Here is a 21,859-nt window from a genome sequence, read left to right as displayed (position 1 = left end):
AGTCCTTTTCGCCACAGTTTCCGGCGTGTTCAGGATCAAACCATCCGCGAGTCGGTCTCGGGACAGCCGGGGACCGCACAATCCGGAGGTCATTTCTTGCGAGGCAATGCCATGAGCTTCATGACCTTTCCCGATACGGATACCCCGCAGCGCGACGCTGTGCTCCCCGCCCTGGCCGATCTCTATGCGGATCTGTTCGCCACGGCACTGACCCCCTGGACCTGGGCGAGTGCCTGGTGGCAGCCGTGGACGCTGCTGGACATCCGGCTGGAGGTGATCCCGCACCCCGGCGCGTCCGCATCCGACTTCACCGTGCCGGCCTCGGCCTTCGACGCCGCGTCGGTGATCGAGGTGGTGCCGGTGGTCGTGCCCACGACCCCGGAGGCTGCGGCGGTGTCCGCCGCCGCGGACAACCTCACCCGCATCGAAGGCATCGGCCCGAAGATGGCGCTCAAGCTGGGCGAGGCCGGCATCACGACCTTCGCCGCGCTGGCCGCGACGCCCGTCGCGCAGCTGGAGGCGCTGATCGCCGCGGCCGGTGCACGCTTCAAGCTGGTGCGCCCGCAGACCTGGCCCGAGCAGGCGGCCTTGCTGGCCGCGGGCGACGAGGCCGGCTTTGCGGCACTGACGGCGCAGCTGAAGGGCGGCCGACGCGCCTGACGCCGTGCGGGGCTGTCGCCCCTCAGTGCATGAACCCGATGCTGCGCCGCTCGCGCACCTGCGGTTTCACCCGGTGCTCGCTCTCGATCTGCGACAGGAACTCGTCCGCATCGAAGGCCTCGCCGAGGATGTCGATCTGCCGGCGCACCGCCGCGAAGTCGCCGCAGGCCAGCTGATCGAGGATCGACAGTCGCTGGCGCTGCTCGTCGGTCAGCCGCGCGGCATCGCCGTCCAGCGCCTCGGCCACGAACATGCGCACGCGCTGTTCGCTGGTCAGCGGGTTGAAGCGGATCTTGAAGGTGAAACGCCGCAGCGCCGCCTCGTCCAGGTCCTCGAACAGGTTGGTCGTGCAGATGAAGACGCCGCCGAAGCGCTCCATGCCCTGCAGCATCTCGTTGACCTCGGTGACCTCGTAGGTGCGTTCGGCACGCTTGCGGCTGCGCAGGAAGCTGTCGGCCTCGTCCAGCAGCAGCACGGCCTGCTCGGCCTTCGCCTCGTTGAACATCCTGGCCATGTTCTGCTCGGTCTCGCCGACGAACTTGCTGACCAGATCACTCGCCTGCCGGACCATCAGCGGGCGGCCCAGTTCGCGGGCGATGTGTTCGGCCAGCGCGGTCTTGCCGGTGCCGGGTGCGCCATGGAAACACAGCGCGCCATGGCCACGCCGCTTCAGCGCCTCGACGATGCGCGGGATCTCGAAGCGGCTCTCGACGTTCAGCAGGCCCAGGTCGTAGGTCGTCACCGCCGGGCGGGCACGGTCGGCCTGGCGGTCGACGGTGCCGAGCGCGTGGTCGGCGTGGGCGATCTGGCGCTCGATCAGGGCTTCGATCGACTGCAGCGGCGCGGCGCCCTGTGCGTCGCCGATCAGCTTGGCGAAGCGCACGGCGGTGCGGATCTGCGCGGGGGTCAGGGCCTTGCGCTGCGTCAGGCGCTCGACGAACTCGGCGCTCACCGGCGTGTCGCCAAGCGCGCGCAGCACCAGCGCCTCGCGGGCGCCGGGCGGCGGCGAGGTGAGTTCCAGGTGGTACTGGAAGCGGCGGCGGAAGGCCGGGTCGATCTGCTCGATGCGGTTGGTCACCCAGACCACCGGTACCGGATTGGTCTCCAGGATCTGGTTCACCCAGGCCTTGCCGTTGACGGACGAGCTGCCGCCGTGGGGGGTGTCGCTGCTGTCCATGCGCGCCATGAGCTGCGCTGCATCCGATGAAATCGGCGGGAACACGTCCTCCACCTCGTCGAACAGCAGCGCCACGTTCGGGCTGGCCTTCAGGAAGACCTGGCTGATCTGCAGCGAGCGGTAGCGGTCGCGGCCGGACAGCGAGTTGCCGTCGCGGTCGGCGTATTCGACCTCGTACAGCTCCAGCCCGGCGGTCTGTGCGACGACGCGGCCGAGTTCGGTCTTGCCGGTGCCGGGCGGGCCGTACATCAGCACGTTCACGCCCGCCTCGCGCCGCTCGACCGCGTTCTTCAGCAGTGCGATCAGCACGTCCACTTCTTCGCCGACGAAGTGGAAGTCGGCCGGGGTCAGCTCGCTCTTGGTCGCCGGCCGGGTGAACACCGCCATCAAGTCCTGCGGGTCGCGGTACTCGCGCATCAGCACCGGGGGCAGCTGGTCCGACACCTTCATCAGGTCGGCCAGGTCGGTGATGTTGTGCTCCGAGATGAGGTTCTCGATCATGCCGATGCGCTCCAGCCGCGAGCCGGCGCGCAGGGCTTCGGCCACGTCGCGCTGGTCCACGCCGGCGACCTCGGCGATGGTGGCGTAGGCCTCCTGCGCGCTGGAGACCTTGAACTCGACCAGCAGCCCGCGCAGGTCGCGCTGGTAGCGGGCGAGGGTGCCGTAGAGGATCAGCGCGCGCTCGGCCGGGTTGAGCTGCAGCAGGCCGGCCAGCACCTCGACGTTCTTCTCGACCAGCGTGGCGCTCTCGCGCAGGTGCTGGCCCAGCCATTCGCCGGTGGTGCCGAGGACAGCCATCAGGTCCTTCGGTGCGTCCTTGACGTACTCGTCGAGGTAGAAGAAAAGGGTGCCTTCCTCGTAGGGGCCGCGCCACCAGCCGTGCTTTTCGAGGAAGTCCACATCGTCCAGCGCCTCGTGGCCGGTCCAGGCCTCGTGTTCCTTGACCCTGCGGCCGAGGAATTCGCGCAGGCGGCCCAGCACGGTGACGGGCCAGACCAGGTGCCGCGCGGTGAGGGCGAGCAGGCTGTTCCAGTCGCGCCGGCCGGCGAACCGGCCAGCCTGACGCAATGTGAGCGTCAGGACGAAGTGGGAGCACAGCTGGTCGAGCACCGGCGCGTCCTGCAGGCCGGGCGAGAGCAGCACGGGCGCACCGCCGGGACGGCTGCGGGAGCGGCGGACAGTCTGCCTGGACACTTCCTTGCGCATGCAAGCTCCTCGGGATCGTTCAAGGACGGACAAGCGGCCATCTTCGCGCCAATGGCCGATCAGGCGCAAGTTGCAAAACGGGTTCGGGACTTGCCGTTTACCCGCTGTTGCACGCGCGCCCGGGCTCGATGCGGCTCAGTGGAGCACGACCGGGTGGTGGGCCAGCGTGGTGTAGCCCGCCAGAAAATCGTCGATGCGTGCTTCGTCATCGGTCTGGCTGATCAGGTATTCGACACCGGCCTGGAAGTGGTCGGCCAGCAGTCCGCCGAGGTAGATCTCGCGCCGGCTGGTCTTGTCGACGATCTCGAACCCCTGGCCTGCGGTGGTGTTTCCGGAAAAACGCATGACGGCGAAGTTTTCCGAGTTGTAGAGCATGTGCATGGTGCAGTCCTCCTGGCGTTGGGTGGGGGGCAGGTGGGGTGGTGACCGGTGGATTCAAGCGTCCGGCGGTGGTGTCAGGCGGGTTGCAGTCCGTCGAGGGTCAGCTCCAGTGGCTCGCCGGAGGGCTCGGTGAGCTGGATGCGCACCGGCCAGTGCTGCTGGCGGGCATCGATCCAGACCTCGGCCCGGGTGTCGCGCAGGCTGTCGGGTTCGCGGCGCAGGTGCCACAGGCCGCCGGCCTCCCGACCTTCGATGGTGAACACCCAGCGCTGCACGTCGCCGCCGGTGCTGGCCACGTCCATCGCGAGGCTGCTGCCGGGGCGCCAGTCGCCGCCCGGTGGCGAGGCCATGCGGGTGGCGAGCTGGGCAATCCAGCTCAGCCGGTCCTGGGCGCCGGGGCGCAGCGGCTCGTCGCCTTCGCGGGCGGAAAACAGGATCCGCGGTGCGCCCTGGTCGCGCACGAAGCTGACCGCCCGTTCGCTGCGCTTCAGGCGGCGCTCGGTGTGGCGCAGGGGGGCCAGGCCGCTGGCATCGATCCGGCCCTCGCTGGTTTCCAGGAAGATCTGCCCGAACACGGGCACCCGGGCTTCCAGCCGCATCCGGTAGGTGCTGCCGTCGCGCAGCCAGTCGATCTGGCCGGAGCCCGACAGGGGGCCTTTCTTCATGCGGTAGTGCAGCCGCACCGATGGCGGTGCGGTCAGTGCGGTCGAGGCCACGGCAGCGGGGGCCGGACGGGTGGCGCCGGTGCCGGGCGTTGCCAGGGCGAGCAGGTGCGGCGCGGGATCGGCTGCAACGGGTTCGGCGCGGGTCTCCACAGGGTCTGCCGGGGGCTCCGATGCGGTCGGGGGGGCGGATGGAATGGCCACGGCCGGCGGCATGGGCTTCGGTCGGAGCCTGGCGGGCGGGGTGGCGTGCTGGAGGACCGGCACGGGCGCCGGTGCGGGCTCCGGGCTCGCCACCGGACGCGGCACCTCGGGTGCCGGCAGCGCGGTGATGCGCGTCGTCAACGGCCGTGCAGCCCCGTCTGTCGCGACCGGCAGGCTCCAGGCATCGATCACCCAGAGATGCCCGCCGAGCACGGCCGCCAGCGCCAGACCCAGCACCGGGCGCACGCCGCCGCGGCACTGCGCAGGATGGACGGCAGGGGCAGTGCGCGGGCGGGGACGGGCAGCGGACATGGTCGCAATCTACATCGGATCGGTGAAGGCCCGTCCTCAACGCGCCAGACAGGGCCTGCGGTGACAGGCGCGCAAGCTGCGTGCCATCATCGCCGCATGAAACTCGCGACCTACAAGGACGGCTCCCGCGACGGCCAGCTCGTGGTGGTGTCCTCCGACCTCACGCAGGCCCACCACGCCAGCGGCATCGTGACGCGCCTGCAGCAGCTGCTCGACGACTGGAACTTCCTCGCCCCGCAACTGCAGGACCTGGCCCGCACGCTGGCGCAGGGCAAGGCGCGGCACGCGTTTCCCTTCGAGCCGCGCATGTGCATGGCGCCGCTGCCGCGCGCGTTCCGGCTGGTCGATGCACAGCCACCGGCCGGTGACGAGCTGGCCGGGGACACGATGGCCGGGGACACGATGGCCGGGGCGCACGATGCGCTGCCGTTCGGGACGCCGGAGATCGACTTCGGCGCACGGCTGGCGGTGGCGCTCGGCGATGTGCCCCGGGGTGCCGCGGAGGACCAGGCGCGCGACGGCGTGCGCCTGCTGCTGCTCGGCAACCACTGGCAGCACCGGTGCCAGGGTGTGCGTGTCGCGTCGTCGATGGCCTGGGCGCCGGTGGCGGTGACCCCGGACGAGCTGGGGCGCGCCTGGCACCGCGGGCGGCTGGCGCTGACCGTGTGTGTGGCCGTCGATGGCCGCGCGCAGGCACCGGTCGAGACCGCCAAGGTCGGCACGCCGGACGCCGGGCTGCTGATCGCGCAGCTGGCGCGGCACCGGGCGGTGTCGGCGGGCACCCTGCTGGCGCTGCCGGGCCTGCCCCGCACGGTGCTGGACAGCGCCCCGGACGTGGAGACGGTGCGCATCGACGCCTTCGACGCCCAGGGGCAGTCGGTGTTCGGCGCGGTCTGCCAGTCGAGCCGGCGCACGGTGGAACCAGTGCCTCCTGGATGCGCATGAATCTGCCGCGCGGACTGCCTCGCTGGGTGAAGGGACTTGTCTGGGTCTGGTGCACCGCGACGGCACCCGCCGGCATGGCGGCCGACGCTGCGCCGGATTGCCCGGCCGCGCCCGTGCCCTTCAGCGCGGCCGAGCTGCAGGCTGCGGAGCAGGTGCCGCAGGACCACGGCCTGCTGTGGCGCATCGAGAAGGACGGGCGCGTCTCCTACCTGTACGCGACCATCCACCTCGCCCGACGCGAATGGGCGCTGCCGGGGCCGCAGGTGCGGGCGGCGATGCAGGCGGTCGACCGGGCGGCCTTCGAGCTGGATCTGCTCGACCCCGACGTGCTCCGCCGCCTGCAGCGTGCTGCCCAGGCGCGCCCCGGCGGGCCGCGCCTGCCCGCCGCAGAGGCCCGCCAGATCGAGCAGGCTGCGCGTGCAGCCTGCGTCCATGGCAGCCTCGACGGGCTGCGGCCCGAGTTGCAGGTGGTCACGCTCGTTTCACTGGCGTTGCGCCGGCAGGGGCTGGATCCCGCCTGGGGCATCGACGCCGGGCTGATGCACCGCGCCCACGGCCGCGGCCTGCCGATCGTGTCGCTCGAAACCCCCGAGCAGCAGATGGCGCTGATGGTGCACGACGCGCCGGCGGCGGCGCTGGCCGCGGTCCGCCAGGGCCTGCGGGAGCTGGGCAGCGAGGCTTCACGCGCGGTCGTGCAGCGTCTGGTCACCGACTGGGCCGAGGCCCGGCTGGACGATCTGGAAGCCTTCGCCAGCTGGTGCGGCTGCCAGGACACGGACACGGACCGTGCGCAGCACCACGCCACCGTCGACGCCCGCAATCCCGCCATGGCCGACCGCATCGCCGCGCTCCACCAGCGCGGGCAGACCGTGTTCGCCGCCGTCGGCGCACTGCACATGATCGGCCCGGCCGGCCTGCCGCTGCAGATGGCGCGCCGCGGGTTCAGCGTGCGCTACATCCCGCTCGATCGTCAGTGACACTGCAGGGATCGCTCGGCACAATGGGCTGGCAGCGCACGACTGCCATCCCGTACCACCGACCAAGATCCCGAGGCAAACAAGATGTCCGACACCCCTTCCTTCACCGACACGTTCAGCAAGTTCGTTCCTGGCTTCGAGTTCCTGCAGGGGCTGGTCAAGAACGCCGGGCAGACGCTGCCCAGCATCGGTCAGTGGGTCGCGCCGACGCTCGACCCGGAGGAACTGGACCGCCGCATCAGCGAGCTGCGCACGGTGCAGTTCTGGCTCGACCAGAACGCCCGCATGATCGGCACCACCGTGCAGGCGCTCGAAGTGCAGCGCATGACGCTGGGCACGCTCAAGACCATGAACGTGCAGATGGGCGATCTCGGCGAGGCGCTCAAGGTGCGGTCGATGGCCGACATGTTCCAGTCGGCGGCTCCTGCTGCTGCGTCGGCCCCTGCGCCGGCAGCCGCTCCGGCAGCAGCACCCGCACCGGAATCTGCCGCTGCGGAGGCCGGGGCTGCTGGTGCGGTCGACCCGATGCAGTGGTGGGGCGCGCTGACCCAGCAGTTCACGCAGCTGGCCACGCAGGCCATGCAGGCGACCTCTGAAGCCACGAACGAGGCGCAGGCCCGCGCTGCCGAGGCGCTCAAGGCCACGACCGAGGCGGCTGCCCAGGCGCAGGCCCGTGCGTCCGAGGCGATGGCCGAGGCGGTCAAGGGTGCGGTGAACACCGCGTCGGAGACGGTGGCGGCTGCGAAGCCTGCTAGCAAGGCGCCAGCCCGCAAGACGGCTCCGAAACCATCGGCCCCGCCGCCTGCCCCTGCTCCGGCCGCTGCCGCCAAGAAGGCGCCGGCCAGGAAGGCGCCCGCCCGCAAGTCCGCCAAGGGCTGAGCAGGCGTTGCCGCGCCTCGACCGCTGATCCATGCACACCTTTCTCACCGCACACGCCACCCATCCCGACGCGCACATGGCGCTGGCGCTGGTGGCGGCCCAGATCGATGCCCAGCGGGCATCGCTGTCCCCGCCCGCAGACGCTCCTGCGGACTTCACGCTCGGGCTGGTCTACATCACCGACCACTACGCGCCGCAGGCCGACGCGCTGCTGGCCGAGCTGCGCCAGCGCTGGCCACGGGTGTCGTGGGCCGGCGGGGTGGGTGTCGGCGTGGCGGTCAGCGGGGTCGAGTACTTCGACGAGCCCGCGCTGGTGCTGATGCTGGCCGATCTGCCGCCGGGCAGCTTCGAGCTGTACAGCGGCGAGCGGCCGCTGGTGCGCAGCGATGTCCACACCGCGCTGGTGCACGGCGACGGCCACACGCCCGACATGGGCGAGCTGATCGTCGAGCTGTCGCAGCGCACCGCCAGCGGCTACCTGTTCGGCGGGCTGATGGCCTCGCGCGGGCGCAGCGTGCAGTTCTGTGCACCGGCCGTGGCGGTGGGATCGGCCGCGCTGTCCGGGGTCTACGAGGGCGGGGTCTCCGGCGTGGCGTTCACGCGCGAGGTCGGGCTGCTGTCGCGGGTGTCGCAGGGCTGCCAGCCGATCGGGCCGGTGCGCCAGGTGGACGAGGCCCGCGACCACATCGTCTCGGTGCTGGACGGGCAGTCGGCGCTGTCCTGCCTGCTGCACGATCTGGACATCGACCTCGACCGGCCGCGCGAGGCCGTGCCGCGCCTGCGGGCCACGCTGGTCGGGCTGACCGACGCGCAGGACGACGTGTTCAGCCGCGGCAGCCAGTTCGGCAGCGACACCCGCGTGCGGCACCTGATCGGGCTGGACCCGATGCACCACGCCGTGGCGGTGGCTGCACAGGTCGAGCCCGGCATGAAGCTGACCTTCTGCGCCCGCAACCCCGAGGCGGCCCGGCGCGACCTGATGCGCATCTGCGCCGAGATCCGCGAGGAGCTGAGCCCCGATCCCGACGACGGCGGCGCACCCGCCCGGCGCATCGCCGGCGCGGTCTACGTGAGCTGCTCCGGACGGGGCGGGCCGCACTTCGGCGGTCCCTCGGCCGAACTGCAGATCGTGCGCCACGCGCTCGGCGACGTGCCGCTGGTCGGTTTTTTCGCCGGTGGCGAGATTGCACGGCATCATCTGTACGGATACACCGCCGTCCTGACGGTCTTTCTGCATTCCTGATCCCCCGCATTACAGTGCGGTCCACCTTTGCTGGAGAAGTTTTCCGATGAACGCCCCCTTGCCGCAAGACGTGCTGGACGCCGCTGCCCGGCGCGAGCGCCAGAGCCGGCTTGTGCAGGCGCTGTCTTCCGTGCTGCCCGCCCACGCGCTGCTGTGGCACGCCGAGGACACAGTCCCCTACGAATGCGACGGCCTGACCGCCTACCGCGCCCAGCCCATGGCGGTGGCGCTGCCCGAGACCGAGGAACAGGTCGCCAACGTGCTGCGCGCCTGCCGGCGGCTGGACGTGCCGGTCGTGGCGCGTGGCGCCGGAACCGGCCTGTCCGGCGGTGCCATGCCGCACCGTGACGGCCTGACCCTGTCGCTGGCCCGCTTCAGCCGCATCCTGAAGATCGATCCGCGCGAGCGCACCGCGGTCGTGCAGTGCGGCGTGCGCAACCTCGCCATCAGCGAGGCCGCCGCGCCGTTCGGCCTGTACTACGCGCCGGATCCGTCCAGCCAGATCGCCTGCACCATCGGCGGCAACGTCGCCGAGAACTCCGGCGGCGTGCACTGCCTGAAATACGGCCTGACGCTGCACAACGTGCTGAAGGTGCGCGGCTACACCGTCGAGGGCGAGCCGGTCGAGTTCGGCAGCGCCGCGCTCGATGCGCCGGGGCTCGACCTGCTGAGCGTGGTCATCGGCAGCGAGGGCATGCTCGCCGTGATCACCGAGGTCACCGTCAAGCTCGTGCCGCGGCCGCAGATCGCGCGCTGCATCATGGCCAGCTTCCCCACCGTCGAGACGGCGGGCGACGCGGTGGCCGAGGTCATCGCCGCCGGCATCATCCCCGCCGGGCTGGAGATGATGGACAAGCCGATGACCGCCGCGGTCGAGGACTTCGTGCACGCCGGCTACGACCTGGAGGCCGCAGCGATCCTGCTCTGCGAGAGCGATGGCACGCCGGAAGAAGTCGAGGAGGAAATCGGCCGCATGACCGAGGTGCTGCGCCGCTGCGGCGCGAGCCGGCTCGAAGTCAGCCGCGACGAGGCGCAGCGGCTGAAGTTCTGGTCCGGCCGCAAGAACGCGTTTCCGGCGTCCGGCCGCATCAGCCCGGACTACCTGTGCATGGACTCCACCATCCCGCGCAAGCGCCTGGCCGACATGCTGCGCGCCATCGCCGAGATGGAGCTGCGCCACGACCTGCGCTGCTGCAACGTCTTCCACGCCGGCGACGGCAACCTGCACCCGCTGATCCTGTTCGATGCCAGCCGTCCCGGCGAGCTGGAGCGGGCCGAAGCCTTCGGCGCCGAGATCCTGGAGACCAGTGTGGCCATGGGCGGCACGATCACCGGCGAGCACGGCGTGGGTGTCGAGAAGCTGAACTCCATGTGCGTGCAGTTCGCCCCCGAGGAGCGCGAGATGATGCTGGCGGTGAAGCGGGCGTTCGACGCGCCCGGCCTGCTCAATCCCGGCAAGGTGATTCCGACCCTCCACCGCTGCGCCGAGTACGGAAGAATGCATGTCAAGCGCGGTCTGCTGCCCTTCAGCGAACTGCCCCGGTTCTGAACCGTTTCTGATCCGTGATCCCTGATCGTGTCCCTGAACACCACACACCCATGAGCAAGGCCCTCGACAGCCTGATCGAACGCGTCCGCGTCGCCCGCGAGGCGCGCGGCAGCCTCGCCATCCGTGGCACGGGCACCAAGTCCTTCTACGGCGAGCCCATCCAGGGCCAGCTGCTCGACGTGCGCGGCCTGACCGGCATCACGCGCTACGAGCCGAGCGAGCTGGTCATGACCGTGCGCGGCGGCACGCCCATCGCCGAGGTCGAGGCCGAACTCGCCCGGCGCAACCAGTACCTCGCCTTCGAGCCGCCGCGCTACCCCGACACCGAGCGCCCCGGCCAGCGGGGCGGCACCATCGGTGGCATGGTGGCGACCGGCTTGTCCGGGCCGTCCCGCGCAGCGATGGGCAGCGTGCGCGACTACGTGCTGGGCATGACCCTGCTGACTGGCAAGGCCGAGGTGCTGACCTTCGGCGGCCAGGTGATGAAGAACGTCGCCGGCTACGACGTGGCGCGCATGGTGGCCGGTTCGCTGGGCATCCTGGGCGTGGTCTGCGAGGTGTCGCTGAAGGTGATGCCCACGCCGTCCTACACCAGCACGCTGCGTTTCGACTGCTCCGAAGGCGAGGCGCTCGATCTGATGCAGCGCTGGGCCGGTCAGCCGCTGCCGGTCAACGCGACCGCGTGGTGGCAGGGCGCGCTGGTCGTGCGCCTGTCCGGGGCGACGACGGCCGTGGCCGCCGCCAACCAGAAGATGGGCGGCGAGCCGATCGACAACGCGCTGGCGCAGCGCTTCTGGCTCGGCATGCGCGACCAGACCGACGACTTCTTCGTCGAGGCCCGCCGCGCGCTGGCCGATGGTGCGGCGCTGTGGCGGCTGTCGGTGCCTTCGGGCGCGCCGCCGCTGCCGCTGCCGGGCGACCAGCTCATCGACTGGGGTGGCGCGCAGCGCTGGTGGGTCACGCGCGAGCCGGCGGCCCGCGTGCGCCAGATCGCCAGCCAGGTCGGTGGCCACGCCACGCTGTTCCGCGCCCGCGACAAGGCGGCGGTGTCCAACGGCCTGGGCGTGTTCGCGCCGCTCAAGCCGCCGCTCGACCGCATCCACCAGGAACTCAAGCAGGCCTTCGACCCCGACGGCGTGTTCAACCCGGGCCGTCTCTACCCGGGACTCTGAGCCAGCATGCAAACCACCCTCGCGCCTGAATTCCAGGACACCCCCGACGGCGACCGCGCCGAAGAGATCCTGCGCCGCTGCGTGCACTGCGGTTTCTGCACCGCCACCTGCCCGACCTACCAGCTGCTCGGCAACGAGCTGGACAGCCCGCGTGGCCGCATCTACCTGATCAAGCAGGTGATGGAAGGCCACGCGCCGACCCGCAAGACCCAGCTCCACCTCGACCGCTGCCTGACCTGCCGCAGCTGCGAGACGACCTGCCCGTCGGGCGTGGAATACGGCGCGCTGGTCGAGATCGGCCGGCGCGTGGTCGATGCCAAGGTCGAGCGCCCGCGCGCCGACCGCAGCGTGCGCTGGATGCTGCGCGAGACCATGACCTCGCCCAGCTTCGGCCCGATGCTGCGGACGGGGCAGAACGTGCGGGCGCTGCTGCCCGGCATGCTCAAGAACAAGGTGCCGCCAAAGCTGAGTGCCACCGCGATGGCCCACGCCCAGCGCTGGCCCACGCGCGAGCACCGCCGCAAGGTGCTGATGCTGCAGGGCTGCGTGCAGCCGACGCTGGCCCCCAACATCAACAGCGCCACTGCCCGTGTGCTCGATGCCTGCGGCGTGCAGACGCTGGTGTCGGACGAGGCCGGCTGCTGCGGCGCCGTGCGCGACCACCTCGGCGACCGCGAAGGCGCGCTGACCGACATGCGCCGCAACATCGACGCCTGGTGGCCCAAGGTCGAAGGGCTGGGCGGGGTCGAGCCGGTCGAGGCCATCGTGTTCAACGCCTCGGGCTGCGGCCTCTCGGTCAAGGACTACGGCCACGCGCTGGCCGGCGACCCGGCCTATGCCGAGAAGGCCGCGCGCATCAGTGCGGTGGCGCGCGATCTTTCCGAGCTGCTGCCGACGCTGATCGGGCCGCTCAAGGCGGTGATGGGCCAGCGCCGCGCCCGCGGTGTGCTGGCCTACCACCCACCCTGCACGCTGCAGCACGGCCAGAAGCTGCGTGGCGGCGTCGAGGCGGCGATGGCCGAGATCGGCTTCGAGGTGCACCTGCCGACGCAGGACAGCCACCTCTGCTGCGGCTCGGCCGGCACGTATTCCGTGCTGCAGCCCGAGATCGCCTACCAGCTGCGCGACCGCAAGGTGCAGACGCTGGAGGCCCGCCAGCCCAGCGTCATCATCTCCGGCAACATCGGCTGCATCCAGCACCTGCAGTCGGGGACGCAGTTGCCGGTGAAGCACTGGGTCGAGGTGATCGACGAGGTGCTCGCTGCGGGGTGAGGACGCGGGTTGCTGGCGCTACGCCGTGGTGCGTGTCAGCCAGCGGCCAAACCATTCACCGAAACTTCGGCCTTCCACCGTGCGTTCGGCCGCGTCGTGCCACATCGCGATGACCTGACCGACCGAGCCGCCTTCGGCAGGGTCGAGGTCCAGGCAGAGGTGGTTGCCACCGCCGTCGTGCGTGAACGGGATCCAGCGCGGGTTCCACCAGTCGTCGCGCACGCCCGCCGCCGGTGACGAGTGCAGCGCCTTGAACTCTCCCGCGTCGTGCAGCCCCTTCCAGATCCGCCACTGCGCAAACACGTTCTGCGTCGACAGGAACTCCTGCCCGTCGAACAGCCCGTCCGCCAGGCCGCGCTGGCCGTTGTGCTGGCGAAGCACCTGCACATAGTCCGCCGGCAGCGTGACGCCGAGTTGCTGCTCCAGCGTGGTGATCTCGGCGTCGGTGGCCGGCGGGTTCAGGTCGTCCAGGGCTGGCCAGCGGATCTCCATGGCTAGACCCCGCGGGCGCGATCGGCCTTGAATTGCGCCTGAAATGCCGCGAACTCGCCGGCATCCAGCGCGTTGCGCACTTCCTGCATCAGGTTCAGGTAGTAATGCAGGTTGTGGATGCTGGTCAGCATCGGGCCGAGCATCTCGCCGCAGCGGTCGAGGTGGTGCAGGTAGGCGCGGCTGAAGTTCTGGCAGGTGTGGCAGCCGCAGGTCGGGTCGATCGGGCCTTCATCGGTCTTGTGGCGCGCGTTGCGGATCTTCAGGTCGCCGAAGCGGGTGAAGAGGTGGCCGTTGCGCGCGTTGCGGGTCGGCATGACGCAGTCGAACATGTCCACGCCGCAGGCCACGCCCTCGACCAGATCTTCCGGTGTCCCCACGCCCATCAGGTAGCGCGGCTTCTGGCTCGGCAGCAGGTGCGGCGTGTGGCGCATGATCCGCACCATCTCGTCCTTGGGCTCGCCGACCGACACGCCGCCGATCGCGTAGCCGGGCAGGTCCAGCTCGACCAGGCCGTTCAGCGACTCTTCGCGCAGGTGTTCGAACATGCCGCCCTGCACGATGCCGAAGAGCGCGTTCGGGTTCTGCAGCCGCTCGAATTCCGCCTTCGACCGCTTGGCCCAGCGCATCGACAGCTCCATCGACACCCGCGCTTCCTTCTCGCTGGTGATGTGGCCGCTGCCCTTGACGCCTTGCCAGTAGGGCGTGCATTCGTCGAACTGCATGACGATGTCGGAGTTCAGCACCGTCTGGATCTGCACGCTGATCTCGGGTGTGAGGAACAGCTTGTCGCCGTTGACGGGCGACGCGAACTTGACACCTTCCTCGCTGATCTTGCGCATCTCGCCGAGCGACCAGACCTGAAACCCGCCCGAGTCGGTGAGGATGGGCTTGTGCCAGTTCTCGAACTTGTGCAGCCCGCCGAACTGGGCCATCACGTCGAGCCCGGGGCGCATCCAGAGGTGGAAGGTGTTGCCCAGGATGATCTGCGCGCCCATCTCTTCGAGCGAGCGCGGCATCACGCCCTTGACGGTGCCGTAGGTGCCCACGGGCATGAAGATGGGGGTTTCGACGACGCCGTGGTTGAGCGTCAGGCGACCGCGGCGCGCGTGGCCTTCGGTGCCGAGGAGTTGGAATTGCAGCATGGGCCGGATTGTCTCAGGCCGCCGCTGTTTCCGTCCCCGTCCGTGTCCGCTGGTACGCCACCACATGCGCCAGCTCCAGCCGGATCCCGATCGCCTCGCCGATCGCGTGGTTGTGGTGCGAGGGCACGAGCGAGAGCACCTGCGCGCCGCTGTCGAGTGCCAGCGTGTAGAGGAACTCCGCGCCCCGGAAGGCCTTGTGGACCACGCGGGCGCGGGTCGGCGCGTCGTCGTCATGGACCACGTCGTCCGGGCGCAGCAGCACGTCCACCGCGCAGCCCGCGCCGCACAGGTCGCCGTGCTCGGTGCAGCGGATCGGCTGATCGCTGTGCGCGACCCCCAGCTCGGTGCGGACGTGGTGGTGCCCGGCCAGCACTTCGCCCGGCAGGAACGCGCCTTGCCCGACGAAGTCGGCGACGAAGCGGTTGGCCGGTTCGTGGTAGAGCTGGTAGGCGCTGGCCCATTGCTGGATCCGGCCCTGGTGCATCACGCCGATCTCGTCGGCGATGGCAAACGCCTCGTGCTGGTCGTGGGTGACAAGCAGGGCGGTGGTGCCGGCGGCTTTCAGCAGGCTGCGCAGCTCCGCGCCGAGCCGCTCGCGCAGCTCGATGTCGAGGCTGGAAAACGGCTCGTCCAGCAGCATCAGCCGCGGCGACGGCGCCAATGCCCGCGCCAAGGCCACGCGCTGCTGCTGGCCGCCGGAGAGTTCGTGCGGGTAGCGCTGTGCGGTGTGGCCCAGGCCGACCGTGTCGAGCATCTCGGCCACGCGCTTGTCGGGACTCGGGTGGCCGCGCAGCCCGAAGCCGACATTGGCGGCGACCGTCAGGTGCGGGAAGAGGGCGTGGTCCTGGAACACCATGCCGATGCGGCGCTGTTCGGGCGGCAGGTGCACGTGGGTCGAGCTGACCACCTGCCCGTCCAGCCGGATCTCGCCGCCCAGCACCGGCTCGAACCCCGCCACCGCGCGCAGCACCGTCGTCTTGCCGCAGCCGGACGGCCCCAGCAGACAGCCGATGGTGCCCTGTGGCAGGTGCAGCGCGAGGTGTTCGACGACGGTCTTGCGGCCGTAGCCGAGCCGAAGTCCGTCGAGGGCGAGCCAGGGAGTGGAGTGCGTGGACATGATCAAGGATGATAATCATTATCGTTGGCCGAATCGTACCGTTCGAAAGGTGTCCTGATGTCTTCTGCTCCGACCCGCCGCCGTCCGCCGTGGCTGTTGTGGATTGCCGTGCTGGCAGCGCTGCTGGTGGCCGCACCGCTGGTGTCGGTCGGCACGCACGTCTTCTCGGGCGGAACCGGCGACACCTGGGCGCACCTGGCCTCGACCGTGCTCGGCGACTATGTGGCGAGCACGCTGTGGCTGTGTGCCGGGGTCGGGCTGGGCGTGGCCGCGCTGGGTGTGGGTGCTGCGTGGCTGGTGACGCGCCACGAGTTCCCGGGGCGGGCGTCGTTCGAGTGGGCGCTGGTGCTGCCGCTGGCGATGCCGTCGTACGTGATCGCTTATGTCTACACCGACTTCTTCCAGTACGTCGGCCCGGTGCAGACCGCCCTGCGCGCCGCGTTCGGCTGGCGCAAGGCGGACTACTGGTTCCCGGACGTGCGCACGCTCGGTGGCGCAGCGCTGATGTTCACGCTGGTGCTGTACCCGTATGTCTACATGCTGGCGCGCACGGCCTTCCTGGAGCGGGCGGGCGGGATGATCGAGGTCGGCCGCTCGCTCGGGCTGTCGCCATTCCGCGCGTTCCTGCGGCTGTCGCTGCCGATGGCGCGGCCGGCGATCGCGGGCGGCGTGGCGCTGGCGCTGATGGAGACGCTGGCCGACTACGGCACGGTGTCCTATTTCGCGGTGCAGACCTTCACGACCGGCATCTACCGCGCGTGGTTCTCGCTTGGTGACCGGGTGGCGGCGGCGCAGCTGGCGCTGGTGCTGCTGGCCTTCGTGGTGGCGGTGCTGGCGTTCGAGCGGGTCAGCCGTGGCGGGCGGCGCTACCACGACACGACCTTGCGCCAGCGTGGCAATCCGCGGGTGCCGCTGGCCGGGGTGAAGGCGGCCGGTGCGGTGATCGGCTGTGTCCTGCCGCTGGTGGCGGGTTTCCTGCTGCCGGCCGGCCTGCTGCTGCGCATGGCGCTGACCGAGGGCGATGCGCAGTTCGGCGAGCGCTTCTTCGTGCTGGCGCGCAACAGCATGCTGGTGGCCGGCACGACCGCGCTGCTGGCGGTGGCGCTGGCGCTGCTGATCGGCTACGCGGCGCGCATCCACCGCGGCCCGGTCACGCGCTGGGCGCACCGGGTGGTCGGCCTGGGCTATGCGCTGCCGGGGTCGGTGATCGCGGTGGGCGTGCTGATCCCGGTGACGCGGCTCGACCACGCGCTGGCGGCCCTGATCGGCGAGCTGACCGGCCACACGCCGGGCCTGCTGTTCACGGGCAGCATCGCAGCACTGGTCTACGCGTGTCTCGTGCGCTACCTGACGGCGGCGGTGCAGGCGATCGACGAGGGCCTCGGCCGCATCACGCCGAACATGGACCACGCGGCGCGCAGCCTCGGCCTGAGCGTGGGGCAGACGCTGCGGCGGGTGCATCTGCCGATGCTGCGCGGCAGTGCGCTGACGGCGGGGCTGCTGGTGTTCATCGACGTGATGAAGGAGCTGCCGGCGACGCTGGTGATGCGCCCCTTCAACTTCGACACGCTGGCGACGCAGACGTACACGCTGGCCTCGGACGAGCGGCTGACCGAAGCCTCGACCGCCGCGCTGGCGATCGTCGTGGTGGGGCTGGTGCCGATGGTGCTGCTGTGCCGGAGCATCGCGAAGGGGCGCTCGGCCTGAGCCGTCCTGCGATCACGCCGCCGCGAACCAGTCCCCCGCCAGCGTCACCCCGGCCTCGCCCCGGATGTCCCGCGACGACGCTCCCAGCCGCAGTCCGAACGCCCCGGCTTCGGCCACCCAGCCGCCGCGCGCCGTGTCGAACCACGCGAAGGCGCGCATCCCGAGCGTGATCGTCGCCGTGCCGGTCTCGCCGGGCTGCAGCGCGAGCTTGGCAAAGCCCTTGAGTTCCTGCGCCGGCCGTTCCACACCGCTGACCGGATCGCTGACGTAGAGCTGCACCACCTCCGAGCCCGCGCGCGTGCCGGTGTTGGTCACGTCCACCGAGACGGTGACCGTGCCGCCCGGCTCGATCGCCGTGCGGTCGACGCGCACCTCACCCCACGCGAACGTCGTCGTCGACAGCCCGTGCCCGAACGGGAACATCGGCGCGACCCCGTGCGTGTCGTGGTGCCGGTAGCCGATGAACACGCCTTCGTCGTAGACCACGCGCCCGCCCTGGCCGGGATAGCGCAGCGGATCGCCGTTCGACGTGACGACATCCGCCAGCCGCTTCGGCCACGTCTGCGGCAGCCGCCCGCCCGGCGCGGCGCGGCCCGTCAGCACATCGGCGATCGCGTGACCGCATTCCTGCCCCGGATACCAGGCCTGCAGCACCGCCGGCACCCGGTCCAGCCACGGCAGCTCCACCGGCGCGCCAGTCTGCAGCACGACGATGGTGTTCGGGTTCGCGGCGACGACGCGCTCGACCAGCGCGTTCTGCTGGTGCGGCAGGGCCATGTCGGGGCGGTCCAGGCCCTCGCAGTCCCACTCGGCGTTCAGGCCGATGAAGACGATCGCCACATCGGCTTGACGCGCCGCCGCCTCGGCCGCGGCCAGTTCCGCCTCGGCCCGCGGCAGGTACACGCCCAGCCGCAGCGCCTTGAACGACACCGGCACGCTGGTCGGCGACGAATACTCGACCGTGATCGTCACCGGCACGCCGGCCCGCAGCGGGTGGCTGACCACGCGCTCGGTGCAGCCGAAGGTGAAGTAGGTGTCGCCTGGCGCCCAGCTCTCCCAGGCCTCGATCACCTGCACGCCATCGACCAGCACGCGGCTCAGGCCCGCGCTGGTGATCGAGACCTGGTAGTCGCCATCGGCTGGCGGCACGAACTCGACCGTCGCGCGGGCCGAGAAGTGCATCGGGTCGATGCCGGGTTCGACCGCGCCAGCCCACAGCTTCTCGCTGCTCGGATAGACCGCGCGCACGGCCACGTCGCCGCTCAGGTCGGTCGAGGTGTAGAAGTCCACCGCCATCGGCTGTTGCAGCAACGGCACCCAGCGGTAGTTGTCTGCGCCGGGCACGCAGACCAGCACGGCGTCGGTCTGCGCGGCCAGCCCTTCGTGCGGGGTGATGCGGTGCAGCGCGTTCACGTTGGCACTGCCGCCGCCCATGATCTGCGCGGTGTCGACGTTCGGGCCGATCAGCGCGATGGTGCGCGCCGTGCCCGCCAGCGGCAGCAGCCCGCCGTCGTTCTTCAGCAGCACCGAGCCTTCCGCGCCGAGGCGGCGGATCAGGGCGCGGCGCTCGGGCGCGTCCTCCGAACGCTCGTCCGGAATGCCCGGCGACGCGAAGCCGCCGACCCGCTCGACCAGCTGCAGCACCCGCCCCGCGCAGGCGCGCACGTCGTCGGCTGACACACGGCCTTCGCGCACCGCCTGCACCAGCGCCTCGCCGCGGTGGCGGGTCGTGCCGGGCATCTCCAGGTCCATGCCGGCGGTGGCGGATTTCTGGGTGGCGTGCTCGGCGAACCAGTCGGACATCACCAGCCCGTCGAAGCCCCACTGGCCGCGCAGGATGTCGCGCACCAGCGGCGCGTTGTCGCCTGCGAAGTCGCCGTTGATGCGGTTGTACGAGGTCATCACGGCCTGCACGTTCGCGTCCTTGACCGCTTTCTCGAACGGCACCAGGTACAGCTCCCGCATCGTGCGCTCGTCGACGACCGAGTCGATCGACATGCGTTCCACCTCGCTGTCGTTGCAGACGAAGTGCTTGATCGTCGCCGCCACACCGTGGTCCTGCAGCCCGCGGATGTAGCCGCAGGCGATCTCGCCGGTGAGGAACGGGTCTTCCGAGTAGCACTCGAAGTTGCGGCCGTTGAGCGTCGAGCGGTGCAGGTTGACGGTCGGCGCGAGCAGCACGCCCGCGCCCTTGAGCCGTGCTTCGGCCGCCAGCGCGGCACCGGCTTCGGCGATCAGCGCAGGATCCCAGGTCGAGCCGAGCGCGATGGCGACCGGGAAACAGGCGGTTTTCGGGCCGCCGTTGAAGATGCCGCCGCGGGCGCCGTTCGGGCCGTCGGTGACCTTGATGGCGGGGATGCCCAGGCGCGGGATGGCGACGGTGCACCAGAAGTCGGCGCCGGTGAGGAGGCTGACTTGCTCTTCCAGGGTCATGGCGTCGAGGAGGGCGGGGAGGTTGGGGGTGGGCATGGGGGTGGTGGTCTGCGTGGGTGCCCGCGTTCGCGGGCATGACGGCGGAGGGGGCGGGGCGTCAGGGGGTGGGGAGGGCGGTCCAGGCGCCGTCGCGGGAGGCGCTGGCGAGGACCGTTTCCACGAAGGCGAGGCTGCGCACGCCGTCGTCCACGCCGGGCACGCTGGCGGGCTGGTCGAGGGCGCGCAGGTCGCGGGCGAAGTCGCGGTAGAGCTGGGCGAAGGCTTCGAGGTAGCCCTCGGGGTGGCCGCCGGGTGTGCGGGTCGCCGCCGCCGCGACGGCCGGCAGCGACGCCATGCCGCGGGTCAGGCGCTGGGCGGGCTGACCGGCCGGGTGCCAGGTCAGTGCGTTGGGCGATTCCTGGTCCCAGTGCAGCGCCGCTTTCGTGCCGTAGACGCGCAGGCGCAGGTGGTTCTCCTCGCCGGTCGCGACCTGGCTGGCCCAGAGCAGGCCGCGTGCGCCGTTGGCGTAGCGCAGTTGCACCTGCACATGGTCATCGACCCGCCGGCCGGGCACGAAGGTGGTCAGCTCCGCGCTAATCCGCTGCGGCGCCATGCCGGTGACGAATTCGGCGAGCTGCGCCGCGTGCGTGCCGATGTCGCCGAGGCAGCCTGCCGGGCCGGCCAGCGCGGGGTCTGTGCGCCACGCGGCCTGCTTCTGGCCGGAGTCTTCGAGCGGCTGGGCGAGCCAGTCCTGCGCATATTCGACCTGCACGATGCGCACGTCGCCCAGCTCGCCGGCCTCGACCAGCGCCCGCGCCGCCCGGATCAGCGGATAGCCCGTGTAGTTGTGCGTCAGGCACAGCCGCACGCCGTGCTGGCGGACGAGCGCCTGCAGGTGCTGCGCGTCGGCGAGGCTGGTCGTCAGCGGCTTGTCGCAGACGACGTGGATGCCGGCCTCAATGAAGGCGCAGGCGACGGGGAAGTGCAGGTGGTTCGGCGTGACGATCGCCACCGCGTCGATGCCGTCGCCGCCGTGGCGGGTGCGCTCCGCCTCGGCGCGGGCCATCTCGCGGAAGTCGCTGTAGCAGCGCTCCGGGTCGAGGCGCAGCTCGGCTCCGCTGGCGCGGGCGCGTTCCGGGTCGGACGACAGCGCGCCGGCCACCAGCACCCAGTCGTCATCCAGCCGCGCCGCGATGCGGTGCACGGCGCCGATGAACGCGCCTTGCCCGCCGCCGACCATGCCGAGGCGCAGGCGGCGCGGAGCCACGGTCGGGCTCATGCGCGGGGCTCCAGGCCGAGCATGCGGCGGTTGGTCGCGTCGTCGGTGGCGCTGGCGGCGAAGTCGTCGAAGGCCTTGTCGGCGACGCGGATCAGGTGGTCGCGGATGAATGGGGCGCCTTCCGCCGCGCCTTGCTCCGGGTGCTTGATGCAGCACTCCCACTCCAGCACCGCCCAGCCGGTGTAGCCGTACTGGGTCAGCTTGCTGAAGATGGCGCGGAAATCCACCTGCCCGTCGCCGAGCGAGCGGAAGCGGCCGGCGCGGTCCTTCCACGACTGGAAGCCGCCGTAGACACCTTGTTTGCCAGTCGGGCGGAACTCGGCGTCCTTGACGTGGAAGGCCTTGATGCGCTCGTGGTAACAGTCGATGTAGGCGAGGTAGTCGAGCTGCTGCAGCACGAAGTGGCTCGGGTCGTACAGCAGGTTGGCGCGCGGGTGGTTGCCGACACGCTCCAGGAACATCTCGTAGCTCGCCCCGTCGCAGAGGTCTTCGCCGGGATGGACCTCGTAGCAGACGTCCACGCCCGCCTCGTCGAAGGCATCGAGGATCGGCCGCCAGCGTGCCGCGAGTTCGTCGAAGGCCGCCTCGATCAGCCCGGCCGGGCGCTGCGGCCACGGGTACAGATAGGGCCACGCGAGCGCGCCGCTGAAGGTGGCGTGCGCCTTCAAGCCGAGGCGCTGCGAGGCTTTTGCGGCCAGATGCAGCTGGCGCTTGGCCCATTCGGTGCGCTCGGCGTACTTGCCGCGCACGGCCTCCGGTGCGAAGGCATCCATCGGTGCGTCGTACGCCGGGTGCACCGCAACCAGCTGGCCCTGCAGGTGGGTGGACAGCTCGGTGATCTGCAGGCCGTGGTCGGCGAGCCGGCTGCACAGGTCGTCGCAGTAGGTCTGGCTGTCTGCGGCGAGCGCGAGGTCGATCAGGCGGGTGTCCCAGGTCGGGATCTGCACGCCCGCGTAGCCGTGGCCTGCCGCCCAGCCGGCCAGGCCGTCGAGCGTGTCGTACGGCGCGGCATCGCCCGCGAACTGCGCCAGGAAGACGCCCGGGCCGCGGATCGGGGAAGTCGTGGGCATG

General features: G+C 70.9%; 18 protein-coding genes. 9 read left to right on the top strand and 9 right to left on the bottom strand.

From position 1 onward, the window contains the following. Positions 1 to 111 precede the first annotated feature (111 nt). On the top strand, positions 112 to 660 hold the full coding sequence (locus BDD16_RS02155) for a helix-hairpin-helix domain-containing protein (protein ID WP_179632423.1): 549 nt from the start codon (positions 112 to 114) through the stop codon (positions 658 to 660). A 22-nt stretch (positions 661 to 682) separates the two neighbouring features. Here the strand turns inward: BDD16_RS02155 and BDD16_RS02150 are convergent, their stop codons facing one another. The 3 genes from BDD16_RS02150 to BDD16_RS02140 all read right to left on the bottom strand — a co-directional run bounded on the left by BDD16_RS02150 (position 683) and on the right by BDD16_RS02140 (position 4,602). Further along, positions 683 to 3,043 (bottom strand): ATP-binding protein, encoded by a 2,361-nt coding sequence (locus tag BDD16_RS02150; protein ID WP_179632422.1) that lies wholly within the window; start codon positions 3,041 to 3,043, stop codon positions 683 to 685. 135 nt (positions 3,044 to 3,178) lie between these two features. Then, positions 3,179 to 3,424, bottom strand: a complete 246-nt coding sequence (locus BDD16_RS02145; RefSeq protein WP_179632421.1) for a BTH_I0359 family protein — start codon at positions 3,422 to 3,424, stop codon at positions 3,179 to 3,181. Between the two features lie 74 nt (positions 3,425 to 3,498). Continuing rightward, complete coding sequence (locus tag BDD16_RS02140; RefSeq protein WP_179632420.1) at positions 3,499 to 4,602, bottom strand: DUF3108 domain-containing protein; 1,104 nt, start codon at positions 4,600 to 4,602, stop codon at positions 3,499 to 3,501. A gap of 96 nt (positions 4,603 to 4,698) precedes the next feature. Between BDD16_RS02140 and BDD16_RS02135 the strand changes: the two genes are divergently transcribed. The 7 genes from BDD16_RS02135 to glcF all read left to right on the top strand — a co-directional run bounded on the left by BDD16_RS02135 (position 4,699) and on the right by glcF (position 12,639). Continuing rightward, entirely contained in the window at positions 4,699 to 5,547 is an 849-nt protein-coding gene (locus tag BDD16_RS02135) for a fumarylacetoacetate hydrolase family protein (protein WP_179632419.1), read from the top strand. After that, positions 5,544 to 6,524: a TraB/GumN family protein gene (locus BDD16_RS02130; protein ID WP_179632418.1), complete on the top strand. Its 981-nt coding sequence runs from the start codon at positions 5,544 to 5,546 to the stop codon at positions 6,522 to 6,524. The genes BDD16_RS02135 and BDD16_RS02130 overlap by 4 nt, the downstream gene beginning before the upstream one ends. 84 nt (positions 6,525 to 6,608) lie before the next feature. Then, positions 6,609 to 7,403, top strand: coding sequence for a PhaM family polyhydroxyalkanoate granule multifunctional regulatory protein (locus tag BDD16_RS02125; protein ID WP_179632417.1), 795 nt, complete (start codon positions 6,609 to 6,611; stop codon positions 7,401 to 7,403). Positions 7,404 to 7,434: 31 nt separating this feature from the next. Then, positions 7,435 to 8,646, top strand: coding sequence for an FIST signal transduction protein (locus tag BDD16_RS02120; protein WP_179632416.1), 1,212 nt, complete (start codon positions 7,435 to 7,437; stop codon positions 8,644 to 8,646). Positions 8,647 to 8,692: 46 nt separating this feature from the next. Continuing rightward, the gene (locus tag BDD16_RS02115) at positions 8,693 to 10,195 is read left to right on the top strand and encodes an FAD-linked oxidase C-terminal domain-containing protein (protein WP_179632415.1); all 1,503 of its coding nucleotides are present in this window, start codon (positions 8,693 to 8,695) and stop codon (positions 10,193 to 10,195) included. 50 nt (positions 10,196 to 10,245) lie between these two features. Then, positions 10,246 to 11,367, top strand: coding sequence for a glycolate oxidase subunit GlcE (gene glcE / locus BDD16_RS02110; RefSeq protein WP_179632414.1), 1,122 nt, complete (start codon positions 10,246 to 10,248; stop codon positions 11,365 to 11,367). Positions 11,368 to 11,373: 6 nt separating this feature from the next. Further along, positions 11,374 to 12,639, top strand: a complete 1,266-nt coding sequence (glcF, locus tag BDD16_RS02105; protein ID WP_179632413.1) for a glycolate oxidase subunit GlcF — start codon at positions 11,374 to 11,376, stop codon at positions 12,637 to 12,639. An 18-nt stretch (positions 12,640 to 12,657) separates the two neighbouring features. On the opposite strand, the gene BDD16_RS02100 is transcribed toward glcF, so the two are convergent. Genes BDD16_RS02100 through BDD16_RS02090 form a run of 3 tightly spaced genes read right to left on the bottom strand, consistent with a single transcriptional unit; the run spans position 12,658 to position 15,390 of the window. Continuing rightward, positions 12,658 to 13,131: an SMI1/KNR4 family protein gene (locus BDD16_RS02100; protein ID WP_179632412.1), complete on the bottom strand. Its 474-nt coding sequence runs from the start codon at positions 13,129 to 13,131 to the stop codon at positions 12,658 to 12,660. A 2-nt stretch (positions 13,132 to 13,133) separates the two neighbouring features. Then, positions 13,134 to 14,273 carry a tRNA guanosine(34) transglycosylase Tgt gene (gene tgt, locus BDD16_RS02095; RefSeq protein ID WP_179632411.1) on the bottom strand — a complete coding sequence of 380 codons (1,140 nt, stop codon included), beginning with the start codon at positions 14,271 to 14,273 and terminating at the stop codon, positions 13,134 to 13,136. Positions 14,274 to 14,286: 13 nt separating this feature from the next. After that, positions 14,287 to 15,390, bottom strand: coding sequence for an ABC transporter ATP-binding protein (locus BDD16_RS02090; protein WP_179632410.1), 1,104 nt, complete (start codon positions 15,388 to 15,390; stop codon positions 14,287 to 14,289). 57 nt (positions 15,391 to 15,447) lie between these two features. Between BDD16_RS02090 and BDD16_RS02085 the strand changes: the two genes are divergently transcribed. Further along, entirely contained in the window at positions 15,448 to 17,097 is a 1,650-nt protein-coding gene (locus tag BDD16_RS02085; RefSeq protein WP_179632409.1) for an ABC transporter permease, read from the top strand. Between the two features lie 12 nt (positions 17,098 to 17,109). On the opposite strand, the gene BDD16_RS02080 is transcribed toward BDD16_RS02085, so the two are convergent. From BDD16_RS02080 to BDD16_RS02070, 3 genes are all read right to left on the bottom strand, one after another. Then, positions 17,110 to 19,566 (bottom strand): beta-glucosidase H, encoded by a 2,457-nt coding sequence (locus BDD16_RS02080; RefSeq protein ID WP_179632408.1) that lies wholly within the window; start codon positions 19,564 to 19,566, stop codon positions 17,110 to 17,112. A 61-nt stretch (positions 19,567 to 19,627) separates the two neighbouring features. Next, positions 19,628 to 20,788: a Gfo/Idh/MocA family protein gene (locus BDD16_RS02075; protein ID WP_246332444.1), complete on the bottom strand. Its 1,161-nt coding sequence runs from the start codon at positions 20,786 to 20,788 to the stop codon at positions 19,628 to 19,630. Continuing rightward, on the bottom strand, positions 20,785 to 21,858 hold the full coding sequence (locus BDD16_RS02070) for a sugar phosphate isomerase/epimerase family protein (protein WP_179632407.1): 1,074 nt from the start codon (positions 21,856 to 21,858) through the stop codon (positions 20,785 to 20,787). Before BDD16_RS02070 ends, BDD16_RS02075 begins: the two co-directional genes overlap by 4 nt. Between the last annotated feature and the right edge of the window lies 1 nt (position 21,859).

Origin of the sequence: Sphaerotilus montanus, assembly GCF_013410775.1 — a bacterium.
Taxonomy (GTDB): domain Bacteria; phylum Pseudomonadota; class Gammaproteobacteria; order Burkholderiales; family Burkholderiaceae_C; genus Sphaerotilus; species Sphaerotilus montanus.
This window is presented reverse-complemented; position numbering and strand designations above follow the sequence as displayed.

Coding starts and splice junctions, on each gene's coding strand:
- glcE (WP_179632414.1), top strand. CDS start 10,246: ATGAGCAAGGCCCTCGACAGCCTGATCGAACGCGTCCGCGTCGCCCGC.
- BDD16_RS02145 (WP_179632421.1), bottom strand. CDS start 3,424: ATGCACATGCTCTACAACTCGGAAAACTTCGCCGTCATGCGTTTTTCC.
- tgt (WP_179632411.1), bottom strand. CDS start 14,273: ATGCTGCAATTCCAACTCCTCGGCACCGAAGGCCACGCGCGCCGCGGT.
- BDD16_RS02090 (WP_179632410.1), bottom strand. CDS start 15,390: ATGTCCACGCACTCCACTCCCTGGCTCGCCCTCGACGGACTTCGGCTC.
- BDD16_RS02100 (WP_179632412.1), bottom strand. CDS start 13,131: ATGGAGATCCGCTGGCCAGCCCTGGACGACCTGAACCCGCCGGCCACC.
- BDD16_RS02075 (WP_246332444.1), bottom strand. CDS start 20,788: ATGAGCCCGACCGTGGCTCCGCGCCGCCTGCGCCTCGGCATGGTCGGC.
- glcF (WP_179632413.1), top strand. CDS start 11,374: ATGCAAACCACCCTCGCGCCTGAATTCCAGGACACCCCCGACGGCGAC.
- BDD16_RS02125 (WP_179632417.1), top strand. CDS start 6,609: ATGTCCGACACCCCTTCCTTCACCGACACGTTCAGCAAGTTCGTTCCT.
- BDD16_RS02085 (WP_179632409.1), top strand. CDS start 15,448: ATGTCTTCTGCTCCGACCCGCCGCCGTCCGCCGTGGCTGTTGTGGATT.
- BDD16_RS02130 (WP_179632418.1), top strand. CDS start 5,544: ATGAATCTGCCGCGCGGACTGCCTCGCTGGGTGAAGGGACTTGTCTGG.
- BDD16_RS02070 (WP_179632407.1), bottom strand. CDS start 21,858: ATGCCCACGACTTCCCCGATCCGCGGCCCGGGCGTCTTCCTGGCGCAG.
- BDD16_RS02135 (WP_179632419.1), top strand. CDS start 4,699: ATGAAACTCGCGACCTACAAGGACGGCTCCCGCGACGGCCAGCTCGTG.
- BDD16_RS02115 (WP_179632415.1), top strand. CDS start 8,693: ATGAACGCCCCCTTGCCGCAAGACGTGCTGGACGCCGCTGCCCGGCGC.
- BDD16_RS02080 (WP_179632408.1), bottom strand. CDS start 19,566: ATGCCCACCCCCAACCTCCCCGCCCTCCTCGACGCCATGACCCTGGAA.
- BDD16_RS02150 (WP_179632422.1), bottom strand. CDS start 3,043: ATGCGCAAGGAAGTGTCCAGGCAGACTGTCCGCCGCTCCCGCAGCCGT.
- BDD16_RS02155 (WP_179632423.1), top strand. CDS start 112: ATGAGCTTCATGACCTTTCCCGATACGGATACCCCGCAGCGCGACGCT.
- BDD16_RS02140 (WP_179632420.1), bottom strand. CDS start 4,602: ATGTCCGCTGCCCGTCCCCGCCCGCGCACTGCCCCTGCCGTCCATCCT.
- BDD16_RS02120 (WP_179632416.1), top strand. CDS start 7,435: ATGCACACCTTTCTCACCGCACACGCCACCCATCCCGACGCGCACATG.